This window comes from Pseudomonas sp. B21-012, assembly GCF_024749305.1.
Classification (GTDB): domain Bacteria; phylum Pseudomonadota; class Gammaproteobacteria; order Pseudomonadales; family Pseudomonadaceae; genus Aquipseudomonas.
The window spans coordinates 241,034-255,332 of record NZ_CP087197.1; the positions used below are offsets into that span (position 1 = coordinate 241,034).

A 14,299-nucleotide genomic window follows, 5' to 3' on the forward strand; every position below is an offset into this window, starting at 1 on the left:
ATGTTGAGTTCCGAGTTGAAAGCCTTCTACATGGTTGCCCGCCTGGGCAGCATTACCCTGGCGGCGAAGAAACTCGGGCTCAGCCAACCGACGGTAACCACGCAGATCCGCAACCTCGAAAGCCAGTACGCGGTGGAGCTGTTCTACCGTGGCGGTCGCCGCCTGACCCTCAGTGACGACGGCACGCGGCTGCTGCCGATGGTCAAGGCGCTGCTGCAGCAGGAAGCCGATATCGAGTTCTTCCTGCGCAACAGTGGCCAGGGTCAGGGCAGTTTGCGTATCGCTGCCACGGCGCCGTACTACATCCTCGACCTGGTGAAGATCTTCCGCGAGCGCTTGCCGCAGGTGGAGGTGTCGGTGGAGATCGGCAACTCCCAGCAGGTGCTGGAATTGCTTGAGGACTACCGGGTCGATCTGGCCGCCTCATCGCAACTGGTCGAGGATGCACGGCTGGTGCGGCGGGTGCTGGGTACCGATCCGCTGGTGGTGGCGGTGCATCGCAACCATGTGCTGGCCAGCCGCGAATCGCTGCCGCTGTCGGCGCTGGCCGGGCATTGCCTGCTGGTGCGTGAGCAGGGCTCGACCACGCGCAAGCTGACCGAGCAGATGCTTGAAGCGGCGGGGGTGAAGGTCGGCTCGCTGCTGGAGATCGGCAGTCGCGAGTCGATTCGCGAGGCGGTGCTGCGCAATATCGGCATCAGCATCATTGCCCGCCATGAAGTGCCGCATAACCCCGAGCTGCGGGTGCTGAGCCTGGAGGGCGCGCCGCTGATGCATGAGTATCTGTATTGCTTGAAGGAGCGGCGCCAGGCGCGGTTGCCGGCGGCGTTTCTGGGGTTGGCTCAGGAAGTGGCGGCGGTCGAGGTGTAGGAGCGGGATTTGCATCACACCAAAATCTGCCTATACCACTATCGGCAACTTTTGCCTCTGCGCCACAGAACCTTCGCATTGTCCGCCTAGCATGGCCCTCATTCGTTCGATGAGGTCCTGCCATGAACACTCCGGTCGCAAACCCTGGCGCACAGATGAAAGTGCACGGTATCCACAAGCGCTTCGGCGCCTTTACCGCCCTGCACGATGTTTCCCTCGACGTCGCCGCTGGTGAGCTGGTGTGCCTGCTGGGCCCCTCCGGCTGTGGCAAGACCACCCTGCTGCGCTGCATCGCCGGCCTCGAGCGCCAGGATCGCGGCACCCTGTACATCGGCGACCGTGATATCTCCGAGCTACCGCCCCAGGCCCGCGACTACGGCATTCTGTTCCAGTCCTATGCGCTGTTCCCCAACCTGACCGTCGAAGCCAATATCGCTTACGGCCTGGCCGGCAGCGGTCGTGACGAAGTGCGTCAGCGGGTGGCGCAGATGCTTGAGCTGGTGGGCCTGAGCGGCAGCGAGAAGAAGTACCCCGGCCAGCTTTCCGGCGGCCAGCAACAGCGCGTGGCCCTGGCCCGAGCCCTGGCCCCGGCACCGTCGTTGCTGCTGCTCGACGAGCCGATGTCGGCCCTCGACGCCCGGGTGCGCGAACACCTGTGCAGCGAATTGCGCCAACTGCAACGCCAGCTCGGCATCACCACCCTGATGGTCACCCACAACCAGGACGAAGCCATGTTGATGGCCGACCGTATCGCGGTGATGAACAACGGCCAGGTCGAGCAGTACGCCACCCCGCAGGAAATCTACGACAAGCCGGCCACGCCGTTCGTTGCCGAGTTCGTTGGCCAGGGTAACTGGCTGCCGTTCCAGCGCCACAGCGACAGCCATGCCCTGGTCGGTGCGCTGAACATGCGCCTGGCCGATGGCGCCAGCCAGGCCCGTAGCGGTCGGCTGTTCTGCCGCCCGGAAGCGATCAGCGTCAACCCGCCGGTGCATGAAGAGAACCTGTTCCCGGCGCGGGTGCGCGAGATCACCTTCCTCGGCAATCGCTGCCGCATGAGTTTCGAATTCAACGAACTGCCAGGCCATGCCCTGCTTGCCGAAGTCGCCCCCGAGTCGATGCCGCGCCTGGGCTCCCAGGACATCTGGGTCGCCTTGCCGCCGCGCAGCCTGCAGGTGTTTGCCTGAGATGGCCGCGCCAATCGCCATGCCGATCGCGCACGCGAAGGCAAGCCAGCGCGCTGGCGTTTCGCTGGGTGATCGACTGTTCGTGGTCGGCGGCAAGTGGTTGCTGCTGCTCTTGCTTACCGTCGCGGTATTGATGCCGCTGCTGGCGATCTTCTGGCGCGGTTTCAGCAGCGATGCCGGCCAGGGCGGCGGCCTGGTCGCAGCTCGCGAACTGTTTGCCAGCGCCAACTTTCACTGGTTGCTGGGCAACAGCCTGAAAGTCTCGCTCAGCGTTGCAGCCATTGTGGTGCCGCTGGCCTACCTGTTCGCCTACGCTCTGCAGCGTACACTGATTCCGGCCAAGGGCCTGTGGCGCGGCATTTCGCTGCTGCCATTGCTGGCGCCGTCGATGCTCCCGGCCATTGCCCTGGTCTATCTGTTCGGCAACCAGGGGCTGCTGCGCGGGCTGCTCAGCGACAATATCTACGGCTTCTGGGGCATTGTCCTCGGCGAGGCGATCTACACCTTCCCGCATGCGCTGATGATCCTGCTGTCGGCGCTGTCGCTGGCCGATGCGCGCTTGTTCGACGCCGCCTCGAGCATGGGCGCCGGGCCTTGGCGGGCGTTTCACAGCATCACCTGGCCAGCCACCCGGCAGGCGGTGTTCGCCGCCTTCTGCCTGGTGTTCACCCTGACCATCACCGACTTCGGTGTGCCGGTGGTAGTCGGTGGCGACTACCAGGTGCTGGCGCTGGAAGCCTACAAGGCCGTGGTCGGCCAGCAGCAGTTCGGCCGTGGCGCCTTGATCGGCATGGTCCTGCTGGTGCCGGCGCTGCTCAGCTTTGCCGTCGATGCCTGGCTGCGCCGCCGTCAGGGCGATTCGATGAGCGGCCGGGCGCAGGTGTTCCAGCCACAGCCGTCGCGGCGTCGCGATGCCTGCTTCATGGCCGTGGTCATCCTGATTTGCGCGGTGCTGTTGCTGGTGGTGGGCATGGCGGTGTACTCATCGCTGGTCAAGTTCTGGCCTTACAACCTGTCGCTGTCGCTCAAGCACTACCAGTTCGACGAAACCGCCGGTGGCGGCTGGCTGGCCTACCGCAACAGCCTGACCATGGCCCTGGGCACGGCGCTGATCGGTAGCGCGGTGATTTTCACCGGCGCCTACCTGATGGAAAAAACCAAGGGCCAGCGCAGCTTGAACCTGCTGCTGCGCCTGCTCAGCTTCGTGCCGATGGCGGTGCCGGGCCTGGTGCTGGGCCTTGGCTACGTGTTCTTCTTCAACCTCAGCAGCAACCCGCTGCATGTGTTCTACGGCAGCATGGCGCTGCTGGTGGTGTGCACCATTGCTCACTACCTGACCACCGCCAACATGACCGCGACCACTGCCCTGCGCCAGCTCGATGGCGAGTTCGAGGCTGCCGCGCTGTCGCTCAAGGCACCGCTGTACCGGCACTTCATGCGGGTCACCGTGCCGATCTGCCTGCCGGCATTGCTCGACATCATTCGCTACCTGTTCGTCTCGGCGATGACCACGGTGTCGGCGGCGATCTTCCTCTACAGCCCCGACACCATCCTTGCCGCGGTCGCCGTGCTGAACATGGATGATGCCGGCAACGTCGGCGGCGCCGCAGCGATGTCGACCCTGATCCTGATTACCAGCGCGGCCGTTTCGCTGCTCCTGGCCTGGGCCTCGCGCGGCCTGTTGCAACGCTCCCAAGCCTGGCGCCAGCGCGCGCCGGGTCACTGATTGCCTCTCCCAACCTGTACTGTTCAAAGGAACCGCATCATGTTCAAGCCACTTGCTCTTGCCGCTGCCGTCCTCACTGCATTCAGCGTGCAGGCCTTTGCCGCCGATACCCAACTGACGGTGTACACCGCGCTCGAAGCCGAACAGCTCAAGAGTTACAAGCAGGCCTTCGAAAAGGCCAACCCGGACATCGAAATCAAGTGGGTGCGTGATTCCACCGGCATCATCACTGCCAAGCTGCTGGCCGAAAAAGACCGCCCGCAAGCCGATGCCGTGTGGGGCCTGGCGGCATCGAGCCTGGCAATCCTCGACCAGCAGGGCATGCTGCAAAGCTACGCACCGAAAGACCTCGGCAAGATCGGCGCCAACTACCGCGATGCCGCCAATCCGCCGGCCTGGGTGGGCATGGACGTCTGGGCCGCGACCATCTGCTTCAACACCGTCGAGGCCGAGAAGCAGGGCCTGAGCAAGCCGCTGAGCTGGCAGGACCTGACCAAGCCTGAGTACAAGGGCAAGATCGTCATGCCTAACCCGGCGTCTTCCGGCACCGGTTTCCTCGATGTCAGCGCCTGGTTGCAGACCTTCGGCGAGAAGCAGGGCTGGGCGTACATGGACGGGCTGCACCAGAACATCGGCCAGTATGTTCACTCTGGCTCCAAGCCGTGCAAGCTGGCTGCTGCTGGCGAATTCCCGATCGGCATCTCGTTCGAATACCCAGCCGTGCAGCTCAAGCGCCAGGGTGCGCCGCTGGACATCGTCCTGCCGAAGGAAGGCCTGGGCTGGGAGATCGAAGCCACCGCGGTGATCAAGGGCAGCCAGCATGAAGACGCGGCCAAGCGCCTGGCCGACTTCTCGGCGAGCCCGGCGGCCATGGAGCTGTACAAGGAAAACTTCGCCGTCCTGGCCCAGCCGGGCATCGCCAAGCCGCAGACCGAACTGCCGGCCGACTACGAACAGCGCCTGATCAAGAACGACTTCGCCTGGGCTTCGAAGAACCGCGACAACATCCTCGCCGAATGGCGCAAGCGCTATGACGGCAAGTCGGAGAAGGTCGCGCAGCAGTAACCGCATCGCGGGGCAAGCCCGCTCCTACTGTAGGAGCGGGCTTGCCCCGCGATAGCATTCTTCAAGGAACCTCAGATGACCGATCTACTCATCGTCGGCGCCGGCATCCTCGGCCTGTCCCATGCATACGCCGCTGCCCGACGCGGGCTCAAAGTGCGGGTCTTCGAGCGCAGCGCGACGCCCCTGGGCGCTTCGGTGCGCAACTTCGGCCAGGCCCTGGTAACCGGCCAGCCACCCGGCCAGATGCTCGAACTGGCCAAGGCCAGCAGTGGTATCTGGAAGCACTGGGCGCAGCAGGCCGGCTTCGAGCTCAAGGCCAATGGCTCGCTGCTGTTTGCTCGCACTGCGCTGGAGCTGGAACTGCTCGAAGCCTTCTGTGCCGAGCGCGCGCCACAACATGATTACCAGGTGGAACTGCTCAGCGGCGCCGCCTTGAACGACCTGTACGGCGGCCAGTTTCGCCACCACCGCGCCGCCTTGCGTGGCTTGCAAGACCAGCAGTTGTATTCCCGCGAAGCGCTGCCGAGCCTGATCCGCTTCTTGCAGCAGGAACTGGATGTAGCGTTTCACTTTTCAACCTTGGTACGTGCTATCGAACCTGGTCGCGTATCGACCACGGCGGGGGACTTCAGCGCCAGACAGATCGTGGTCTGCTCCGGCCACGACTACCAGACCCTGCTCGCCGAACCCATCGCCGCCCTGCAACCGCAGGTTTGCCGTCTGCAGATGCTGCGCGCCCGGCCGCGCTTCAAACTCGACCTGCAGCACGCCTTGCTGACTGGCCTGAGCTGTGTGCACTACGGCGCCTTCGCCGACCTGCCGCAGGCCCAGGCGCTGAAAGCGCAACTGCAGGCCAACAGCCCGCACCTGCTGGAGCATGGCATCCACCTGCTGATCAGCCCGACGCCCCATGGCGAGCTGATCATCGGCGACTCCCATGCCTATGGCAGCGATGCTTCACCGTTCAACGCCGAGCAGGTCGACAACTGGATGATCGAGCTGGCCGAGCAGACCCTGGGCGGGCGCATCGAGGTGGTCGAACGCTGGCAGGGCGTCTATGGTTCTGGCGGGCCGGGGCCGTTTTCCTTGCTGCAGGTGGCGCCGGGTATCAGCGTTGCGCTGATGCACAGCGGTGTCGGCATGAGCGTCGGCCCGGCCCTGGCCGAGCAACATATCGCCCGTTTGCTGGAGGAGAGTGACTGATCATGGTTAGTGCCGAACAGATTGTCAGCGAGGTCTTCGCCTTGTATCAGCAGCATGGCAATGAGGACTACATCGGCGAGCCGGTTTCGCAGCTCGAGCATATGTCCCAGGCGGCGCAGCTGGCGTTGGCCGAGGGCTATGACGACGAGGTGGTACTGGCGGCGTTCTTCCATGACATCGGCCATATCTGTGGCAGCGCCGAAGGCGACATGGGCGGCTATGGCGCGGTCAGCCATGAGCGTGTTGGCGCCAACTACCTGCGCCGCTGCGGCTTCAGCGAGCGTTTGGCCAGGCTGGTGGAGTACCACGTCGAGGCCAAGCGCTACCTGACCTTGCGCCAGCCGGGTTATTACCAGCGCCTGAGTGAGGCCAGCCGGCGCACCCTGGAGTACCAGGGCGGGGTGATGAGCGAGGCCGAGGCCGATGCCTTCGAGCAAGACCCACTGTGTGCGGTGAGCCTGCGCATGCGCCAGTGGGATGAGCTGGCCAAGGAGATGAATGTGCCGGTGATTGACCTGCAACTGCTCAAGGGCAAGGCGCTAAAGCTCCTGCACTAGCGCATCAATCTGCTCCTGGCGCTCGGCCTGATTCACTTTCGCCCCGGGATTGAGCGACGACCACTGCGGATGCGCCCGGGCCTTGCCCAGCGCTTGCGGCAGCTTGCCTTCGCGCCAGGTCTGTTCTTGTGGCGCCGTCAGCTTGATCCGCTCCAGCGCCGCATGGCCACGGGCATCCAGGGCGTGAATCAGCTGATGCTGACGCAACGCCAGCAGGCGCAACACACTGTCGTCCACCGTCAACTCGCGCTGGCCCTTGAGTTTGCCGAGCAGGCGCGAGCCGTAGCTGCGGGCAGTCTGTAGCGCGCCGCCGGCTATCGCCCCGGCCAGCGCCGCGGCACCGAGGGTCAGGCCGCCGACCAGCAAATCGACCCCGGCCCCGGCCGCCGCACCGGCTGCCACGCCACTGCCCAGGCGTACACCGAGCAGCTTGAGGGTTTCCGGGTTGAACAGGTCATCGCCCCAGCGCCCGTCGAGCAAAGGCAGGTCGCTGCTGGCGGCGTCTTCCTTGCGAAACGCATAGAGCTTGAGCAGCGCTTCGACGCAGCGTTGCTCGCGCTGGCGCACATCGCGGCGCAGGGCTTCGATGGCCACGGCTTCGGCGCCAGGCTCGGCGACCACGCTGCGCCGGCAAGCGGCGCAGTCGAGCAGCAGGTCGGCGACCAGGCGCTTGGCGCTTTCACGCCGAGCCTGGCGCTGGGCCTGCTGATCGTCGATCAGGCGTTGCAGCGCTGGTCGTGAGTGCTCCAGCATCAACGCCAGGCTTTCGTACAGGCGGCGCTCGCCGTCTTCTGGCGGGGCGACGCTGTCGAAGCGCACCAGCGCATGCAGCCCCAGGCGCGCCAGGGCTTCGCGCCAGTCAGCTTCGCGATGGTCGCTACTGGCGACGAAGTTGAGCACCGGTAGCAACGGCCTGCCGCAGCCGGCCAGCACTTGCAGTTCGTCGCGGTACTTGGCCAGCACCGGCTCGCGGGCATCGATCACATACAGGCCGGCATCGCTGGCCAGCAGCTGGCGCAGCACCTTGGCCTCCTGCTCGAAACGCTGGCGCGCTTCGCTGCCTTGCAGAAAACGCTCCAGCCGCGCCGGGCCATCGAGGCGCTCGCCCGGCCGTTCCAGGCGCTCAAGGTAGTCGAGCAGGGCGATGGCATCTTCCAGCCCCGGGGTGTCGTAGAGCTCCAGTAACGGCTCGCCGTCCACCGACAGGCGTGCGCCCTCGACATGACGGGTGGTGCTCGGCCGATGCGACACCTCGCCGAAGCCGACATCGCGGGTCAGGGTGCGCAGCAGCGAGGTCTTGCCAACGTTGGTGTGGCCGACCACGGCCAGTTTCAGCGGCTTAGTCATGGCCATGCTCCAGCCAGTTCAGCGGGGCGCTGTCGGCGTAGCTCAAACCCAGCTGTTCCAGGGCCTGATGCCAGTCACCCAGGCGTTCAGCGTCCAGTGCCTGACCGGGCATTGCCTGCAGCAGCCAGATGCGCGTGGCCCCGGCATTGCGCGCAAGCTCGGCGAGCAGCGCCAGGCTGCCACGGTCGGGCGAGCGGCGCGGGTCGCAGGCAATCGCCAGGCGCGCTGGCGGAAAACGGCTGAGCTGTTCCAGCAGTTTGTTGCGCGACTCGCGGCTATCGAGGATACCGGCGTTGCTCACCGTTGCCGGCAGGGTAGGTGGCCACGGGCGTTTGTCGTCCAGCTCCAGGCCGACCAGCAGGGCGCCTTCGCTGTGTTCTTCACCAACGCCACGCACGATCTGCGGCAAGGCATCAGGCGCGGCGTCGTTGACGCCCAGGCGTTCGCTGCTGGGCATCAGCACATCGCGCAGCTGGCTGTAGCCGGGCAGCTTGAGGTCCAGTTGCAGGCGTGCCCGGCCACTGCGCCAGCGCCACAGGCACAGGGCGGCAAGCAGCAGGCGCGGAACGATGCCGTATACCAGCAGCACGCCGAGCAGCCAGCCGGCCCAGGCCTGGCGGGCCAGCTCAAGTGCCGGTTGCGTGTCGCCGCTGGCGCGGATCATGGCCACGTCCGGCACGCTGAAGCCGAGTAATGCGGGCAGGGCGCCAAGGGCCTGGGTCAGGGCGACGAAGGTGTCGGCGCCGAGAATGGTAGTTTCCCAGACGAAGCCGTAACGGCGGGTGGCCAGCAGCATCAGCAGCATCAACAGCGCAGTGCTCAAGGCCAGCAGCCACAGGCTGTGCACCAACAGGCCGAGCAGCCAGCGATTGAGTTTTTGTCGCTGCAGCATCACCAGCAGGGCGGGGGCCAGGTGTGCGGCCTGGGCATCGCGGGCGAATTTTTCGCTCAGCCACAGCCACAGGCGACCAAGGCTGGCGCCCTGTTCACCGGCCAGAAAAAAGCCCAGCAGCCAGCCCAGCAACAGCAGCAGGTTCAACCCGAGCAGGCTGCCCAGGGCCCAGAACACGTTGACCGGGCGCAGGCTGTCGCCGAGGGCGGCCAGGGCCAGGCCGGCGCCGCTGAGCACGGCCAGTACCACCAGGGCTGCCAGCGCCAGGCGAGCGCCTTGTTTCCAGTGTTGCAGGGCGCTGCGCATGCCGTCGCGTTCGGCCAGCCACAGGGCGCGGCTTTCGATGCGCGCCGGCAGGTCGCCGCCTACCTGGCGAGCGCGGCGGTTGGCTTCCTGGTCTTCCAAGGGGCCTGCATGTTCTTCGCGCAGGCGCACGGCTTCGGTGAGCCAGCGTTTGTCCAGGTCAGTCAGTGCAGTCACACGGTCTTCCATTGATCAAGTCAGCCCAAAGCATAACCCAGGCATCGAAGATCGGGCTTTGCTATCCTCGTCGGCATGAAAACATCACTCCCCCTCAGCCTGATCGCGGCCCTCGCCGAGAACCGCGTGATCGGCATCGACAACAGCATGCCCTGGCACTTGCCGGGGGATTTCAAGTATTTCAAGGCCACCACCCTGGGCAAGCCGATCATCATGGGGCGCAAGACCTGGGATTCGCTGGGTCGCCCACTGCCGGGGCGCCTGAACCTGGTGGTCAGCCGCCAGCCGGGCTTGCAGCTCGAAGGTGCCGAAGTGTTCGCCTCGCTGGAGGCTGCCATTGAGCGTGCCGAGCAGTGGGCACTGGCGCAGGGCGTCGACGAGCTGATGCTGATCGGCGGCGCGCAGCTGTATACCCAGGCCATCGAGCGCGGCCTAGCGGATCGCCTGTACCTGACCCGGGTTGAGCTCAGCCCGCAAGGGGATGCGTGGTTTCCTGAGTTTGATCCGGCGCAGTGGAAGCGGGCGTCGACTCAGGCCAATCCGGCTGAGGGTGACAAGCCGGCGTATCACTTCGAGGTCTGGGAAAAGGCCTGAAAAGCATCGCGGGGCAAGTCGAGGCCCCGCGATGAGGTCGTCAGGAGTGCGTCAGCTGCGCATGTTCCTGCGCATCCAGCACCGACTTGTCGGTCTGTTTGAGCATCTGGCTGGTAATCGCCCCGGCCGTCATTGAGCCGTTGACGTTCAGCGCCGTGCGGCCCATGTCGATCAGCGGCTCGACCGAGATCAGCAAGGCCACCAGCTCCACCGGCAAGCCCATGGCCGGCAATACGATCAGCGCCGCGAACGTCGCACCGCCGCCGACACCGGCAACACCTGCCGAGCTCAGGGTGACGATCGCCACCAGAGTGGCAATCCACAGCGGGTCAAACGGATCGATGCCCACCGCTGGCGCCACCATCACCGCCAACATTGCCGGGTACAGGCCGGCACAGCCGTTCTGGCCAATGGTTGCGCCAAATGACGCGGCAAAGCTTGCGATCGACTGCGGAATACCCAGGCGCAGGGTTTGCGCCTCGATGCTCAGCGGGATGCTGGCGGCGCTGGAGCGGCTGGTGAAGGCGAAGGTCAGTACCGGCCAGACCTTGCGCAAGAAGCGCAGCGGGTTGACGCCGCTCATCGCCAGCAGCACGCCGTGTACCACGAACATCAGGCCCAGGCCGATGTACGAGACCACCACGAAGCTGCCGAGCTTGAGGATGTCGTCGAGGTTCGAGCTGGCCACTACCTTGGTCATCAACGCCAGCACGCCGTAGGGGGTGAGCTTCATCACCAGGCGCACCAGGCGCATCACCCAGGCTTGCAGGGTGTCGATGGCGGCCAGGGCGCGGTTGCCCTTCTCGGCGTCATCCTTGAGCAACTGCAGGGCGGCCATGCCGAGGAACACGGCAAAGATCACCACGCTGATGATCGAGGTCGGCTTGGCCCGGGCCAGGTCGCCTACCGGGTTGCTGGGGATGAACGAGAGCAGCAATTGCGGGATGTTCAGGTCGGTGACCTTGCCCACGTAGTCGCTCTGGATCGCCGCCATGCGCGCGGTTTCGGCGGTACCGGCCACCAGGCCTTCGGCGGTCAGGCCAAACAGGTTGGTCAGCACGATACCGATCAACGCGGCGATGGCCGTGGTGAACAGCAGCGTGCCGATGGTCAGGAAGCTGATCTTGCCCAGCGACGAAGCATTGTGCAGGCGCGCCACGGCACTGAGGATCGAGGCGAAGATCAGCGGCATGACGATCATCTGCAGCAACTGCACGTAGCCGTTGCCGACCAGGTCGAGCCAACTGATGGTGGCCTTGAGGACCGGGTTGCCGGCGCCGTAAATGGCATGCAGGGCAGCGCCAAACAGCACGCCGAGGACCAGGCCGACCAGCACTTTCTTGGCCAGGCTCCAGTTGCCATGACGGGTTTGCGCCAGGCCTAGCAGCAAGGCCAGGAACGCCAGCAGATTGAGAGACAACGGCAGATTCATTGAAGCTCCAGGAAAAAAGGCGGGGCATCGCCTCTGTGTGCGATTGCGAACAGAAATGCTAACAGCATGAAAACCAACGAATTTATATCGAAATGGAATTTCTATAGTCGTTTTTGGAATAACGCCAGGTCGCAAACAGAATGCTCTTGGCCGCTCAGGGGCGTGTCGGTGTCGCTGTCGGGTCGGTGCGCATTGCAGGCTTTGCTAGCGTGGGCGGGCCACTTTTCTGGAGAAAAGCACATGACGTCTGCTCCGAAAATCCTCGCCGCCGGCCTCGCCCTGTTGCTTACCGGGCACAGCTGGGCCACCGAGCTCAAGCACTGGCCGGCCGAGGCTGCCAAGCAACTGGACAGCATGATCGCGGCCAATGCCAACAAGGGCAACTATGCGGTCTTCGACATGGACAACACCAGCTACCGCTTCGACCTCGAAGAATCGCTGCTGCCGTTCATGGAGAACAAGGGCCTGCTCAGCCGCGACAAACTCGACCCGTCGCTCAAGCTCATCCCCTTCAAAGACACCGCCGAGCACAAGGAGAGCCTGTTCAGCTACTACTATCGGCTCTGCGAAATCGACGACATGGTCTGCTACCCCTGGGTCGCCCAGGTGTTTTCCGGTTTCACCCTCAAGGAGCTCAAGGGCTATGTCGACGAGCTGATGGCCTCGGGCAAGCCGGTGCCGAGCACCTATTACGAGGGTGACCAGGTCAAGCCCATTGAGGTGCAACCGCCGAAAGTGTTCGCCGGCCAGGCCGAGCTGTTCAACAAGCTGATGGAGAACGGCATTGAGGTCTACGTGATCAGCGCAGCCTCTGAAGAGCTGGTGCGCATGGTCGCTGCCGACCCCAAGTACGGCTACAACGTCAAACCGCAGAACGTGATCGGCGTCAGTCTGCTGCTCAAGGACCGCAACAGCGGCGCCCTGACCACCGCGCGCAAGCAGATCAGCGCCGGCAGCTATGACCCGCAGGCCAACATGGGCCTTGAGCTGACCCCGTATCTGTGGACCCCGGCCACCTGGATGGCCGGCAAGCAGGCGGCCATCCTCACCTATATCGACGAATGGAAGAAGCCGGTGCTGGTCGGTGGTGATACTCCGACCAGTGACGGCTACATGCAGTTTCATAGCGTCGACGTGGCCAAGGGCGGCATCCACCTGTGGATAAACCGTAAGGCCAAGTACATGGACCAGCTCAACGGCATGATCGCCAAGCATGCCGCGGCGCAGGCCAAGGAAGGCTTGCCGGTGACGGCGGACAAGAACTGGGTGATCGTTACACCGGAGCAGATTCAGTAAGCAAAATAGATATCAATTGCGAATTCATCTCATCTTCTGCTAGCGTGCGCGCACCTTGAGGTCCATCGCCAGGAAGTACCGTGTCTTCGTGGAATACGCAGATTGCCCGCCTGTTTGCCGAGCACAAGAAAGCGCTGGAAGCCTTTGTTGCGCGCCGCACGGGCAATTCGCAGGTGGCAGCCGACCTGACCCAGGAGTCTTTCCTGCGCCTGGCGCGGCTGCCTGCCGACAAGAAGATCGACAACTTGCCGGCCTTTCTTTTCACCATTGCCAGCAACCTGATCCGTGACCACCAGCGCCAGGCCATCCGCCGCGAGCGCCTGGACGGCGGTGAGCCCAGCGACGAGCTGGCCTGCGAAACGCCCGGGGCCGACGAGCAACTGTCGGCGCTGCAGGAACAAGCGCTGATGCACGAGGCCATTCAGGCCCTGCCCGAGGCGACCCGGCATATCTTCCTGCTTTATCATGTCGACGAATGTTCCTACCGGGAAATTGGCGAGCGGCTGCAGATCTCCCCGCGTAGTGTCGAATACCAATTGCGCCGTGCGCTGATCGACTGCCGCGCCTTTATCAAGGCGCGCTTGCTCAGTGGCACACCGGGGCCGCGTCCATGAACCGGCCATTTGCAGTGACGGATACCCCGATGACCGACCCTCACGCCACGGATGCCGACGACCTGTTCGCCGAAGCCAGTGGCTGGTACTACCGCCTGCAGGCCGACGACGTCACGCCCGCAGAACGTGAGGCCTTCAGCGCCTGGCTGGGCCAGGGCCCGGAACAGGCCCAGGCCTGGGACGAGGTGCTTGGCCTGCTCGGGGCCCTGCGTGAGCCGGCACGGCAACTGCGTCAGGCCCAGCGCGCGCGTTGGCGCCGACCGCGGCTGCAGCTCTGGGCGAGTGCCGCGGCGGTATTGCTGATGGTCGCTTTACTGGTGAATAGCCCCTGGCCGGACCGCTGGCGTGCCGACTACGCCACCGCCACTGGCGAGTCGCGCAGCATTGCCTTGGCGGACGGTTCGCAACTGCAGCTCAACACCGACACGGCCGTGCAGGTCGAGCTGGCAGGTGGCGAGCGGCGGGTGCGGCTGCTGCGTGGCGAGGCGTGGTTCGAGGTCAGCCATGATCCGGCGCGGCCATTCGTGATTCGCTCCGGCGATGGCTGGGTGAAGGTGGTGGGCACGCGTTTCAGCGTCGCCCGGGAAGGTGACCAGACCCGAGTGCGGGTTGCCCAGGGCAAGGTCCAGGTCGGTGCCGATAGCCATCAGTCGGTGTTGCTGGAGCCTGGTCGCGCCGTCGAGTATCGCGGCACACAACTGGGTTCGGCACATGCTTTCGATGTGGCCGCCGAGTTCGCCTGGCGCCAACGCCAGCTGGTATTTCGCGAGCAGCCGCTGGTCGAAGTGGTCGATGCCCTAAACCGTTACTGGCCGGGGCAGACCCTGGTGCTGGGCGAGAGCCTGCGCCAGCGCAAGGTCTCGGGGGTGTTCGAGATCGACAAGCCCGAGGCGGTGCTCAAGGCCCTGACCCACACCCTGGGCCTGCGCGCCGAGCATTACACCCCGTATCTGCGGGTGTTGCGTGAGGGCTGAAAAATTTCTTACGAAAGTTTCAGGGTTTCCCTAGCAACTGACGTCCTTGATTTCGTAGGCGC

Annotated in this window: 13 protein-coding genes; 10 read left to right on the forward strand and 3 right to left on the reverse strand. The window is 64.7% G+C overall.

All coding sequences use genetic code 11. From position 1 onward, the window contains the following. The 6 genes from LOY37_RS01065 (at position 1) to LOY37_RS01090 (ending at position 6,608) form a co-directional block, all read left to right on the forward strand. The gene (locus tag LOY37_RS01065) at positions 1-870 is read left to right on the forward strand and encodes a LysR family transcriptional regulator (protein WP_093377326.1); all 870 of its coding nucleotides are present in this window, start codon (positions 1-3) and stop codon (positions 868-870) included. 122 nt (positions 871-992) lie between these two features. Further along, the gene (locus tag LOY37_RS01070) at positions 993-2,057 is read left to right on the forward strand and encodes a putative 2-aminoethylphosphonate ABC transporter ATP-binding protein (RefSeq protein ID WP_258716147.1); all 1,065 of its coding nucleotides are present in this window, start codon (positions 993-995) and stop codon (positions 2,055-2,057) included. Position 2,058: 1 nt separating this feature from the next. Then, positions 2,059-3,783, forward strand: a complete 1,725-nt coding sequence (locus LOY37_RS01075; RefSeq protein WP_258716148.1) for a putative 2-aminoethylphosphonate ABC transporter permease subunit — start codon at positions 2,059-2,061, stop codon at positions 3,781-3,783. Between the two features lie 39 nt (positions 3,784-3,822). Beyond that, positions 3,823-4,848, forward strand: a complete 1,026-nt coding sequence (locus tag LOY37_RS01080; RefSeq protein ID WP_045201846.1) for a putative 2-aminoethylphosphonate ABC transporter substrate-binding protein — start codon at positions 3,823-3,825, stop codon at positions 4,846-4,848. Positions 4,849-4,923: 75 nt separating this feature from the next. Continuing rightward, positions 4,924-6,051, forward strand: coding sequence for a TIGR03364 family FAD-dependent oxidoreductase (locus LOY37_RS01085; protein WP_195885440.1), 1,128 nt, complete (start codon positions 4,924-4,926; stop codon positions 6,049-6,051). 2 nt (positions 6,052-6,053) lie between these two features. Next, positions 6,054-6,608, forward strand: coding sequence for a phosphonate degradation HD-domain oxygenase (locus tag LOY37_RS01090; protein WP_258716149.1), 555 nt, complete (start codon positions 6,054-6,056; stop codon positions 6,606-6,608). On the opposite strand, the gene LOY37_RS01095 is transcribed toward LOY37_RS01090, so the two are convergent. After that, positions 6,591-7,955: a GTPase/DUF3482 domain-containing protein gene (locus LOY37_RS01095; protein WP_258716150.1), complete on the reverse strand. Its 1,365-nt coding sequence runs from the start codon at positions 7,953-7,955 to the stop codon at positions 6,591-6,593. The two genes, LOY37_RS01090 and LOY37_RS01095, sit on opposite strands and share 18 nt — an antisense overlap. Beyond that, positions 7,948-9,339 (reverse strand): DUF2868 domain-containing protein, encoded by a 1,392-nt coding sequence (locus LOY37_RS01100; protein ID WP_258716151.1) that lies wholly within the window; start codon positions 9,337-9,339, stop codon positions 7,948-7,950. The genes LOY37_RS01095 and LOY37_RS01100 overlap by 8 nt, the downstream gene beginning before the upstream one ends. 63 nt (positions 9,340-9,402) lie before the next feature. Here LOY37_RS01100 and LOY37_RS01105 point away from each other — a divergent pair, with 63 nt between their 5' ends. Next, positions 9,403-9,921 (forward strand): dihydrofolate reductase, encoded by a 519-nt coding sequence (locus LOY37_RS01105; protein ID WP_258716152.1) that lies wholly within the window; start codon positions 9,403-9,405, stop codon positions 9,919-9,921. A 40-nt stretch (positions 9,922-9,961) separates the two neighbouring features. On the opposite strand, the gene LOY37_RS01110 is transcribed toward LOY37_RS01105, so the two are convergent. Beyond that, positions 9,962-11,353, reverse strand: coding sequence for an L-cystine transporter (locus LOY37_RS01110; protein ID WP_258608864.1), 1,392 nt, complete (start codon positions 11,351-11,353; stop codon positions 9,962-9,964). Positions 11,354-11,593: 240 nt separating this feature from the next. Here LOY37_RS01110 and LOY37_RS01115 point away from each other — a divergent pair, with 240 nt between their 5' ends. The 3 genes from LOY37_RS01115 to LOY37_RS01125 all read left to right on the forward strand — a co-directional run bounded on the left by LOY37_RS01115 (position 11,594) and on the right by LOY37_RS01125 (position 14,237). Next, on the forward strand, positions 11,594-12,649 hold the full coding sequence (locus LOY37_RS01115) for a phosphorylcholine phosphatase (protein WP_093377290.1): 1,056 nt from the start codon (positions 11,594-11,596) through the stop codon (positions 12,647-12,649). Between the two features lie 80 nt (positions 12,650-12,729). After that, positions 12,730-13,263: an RNA polymerase sigma factor gene (locus LOY37_RS01120; protein ID WP_093377285.1), complete on the forward strand. Its 534-nt coding sequence runs from the start codon at positions 12,730-12,732 to the stop codon at positions 13,261-13,263. A gap of 29 nt (positions 13,264-13,292) precedes the next feature. Then, the gene (locus LOY37_RS01125) at positions 13,293-14,237 is read left to right on the forward strand and encodes a FecR family protein (RefSeq protein WP_258716153.1); all 945 of its coding nucleotides are present in this window, start codon (positions 13,293-13,295) and stop codon (positions 14,235-14,237) included. The last annotated feature ends 62 nt before the right edge of the window (positions 14,238-14,299 follow it).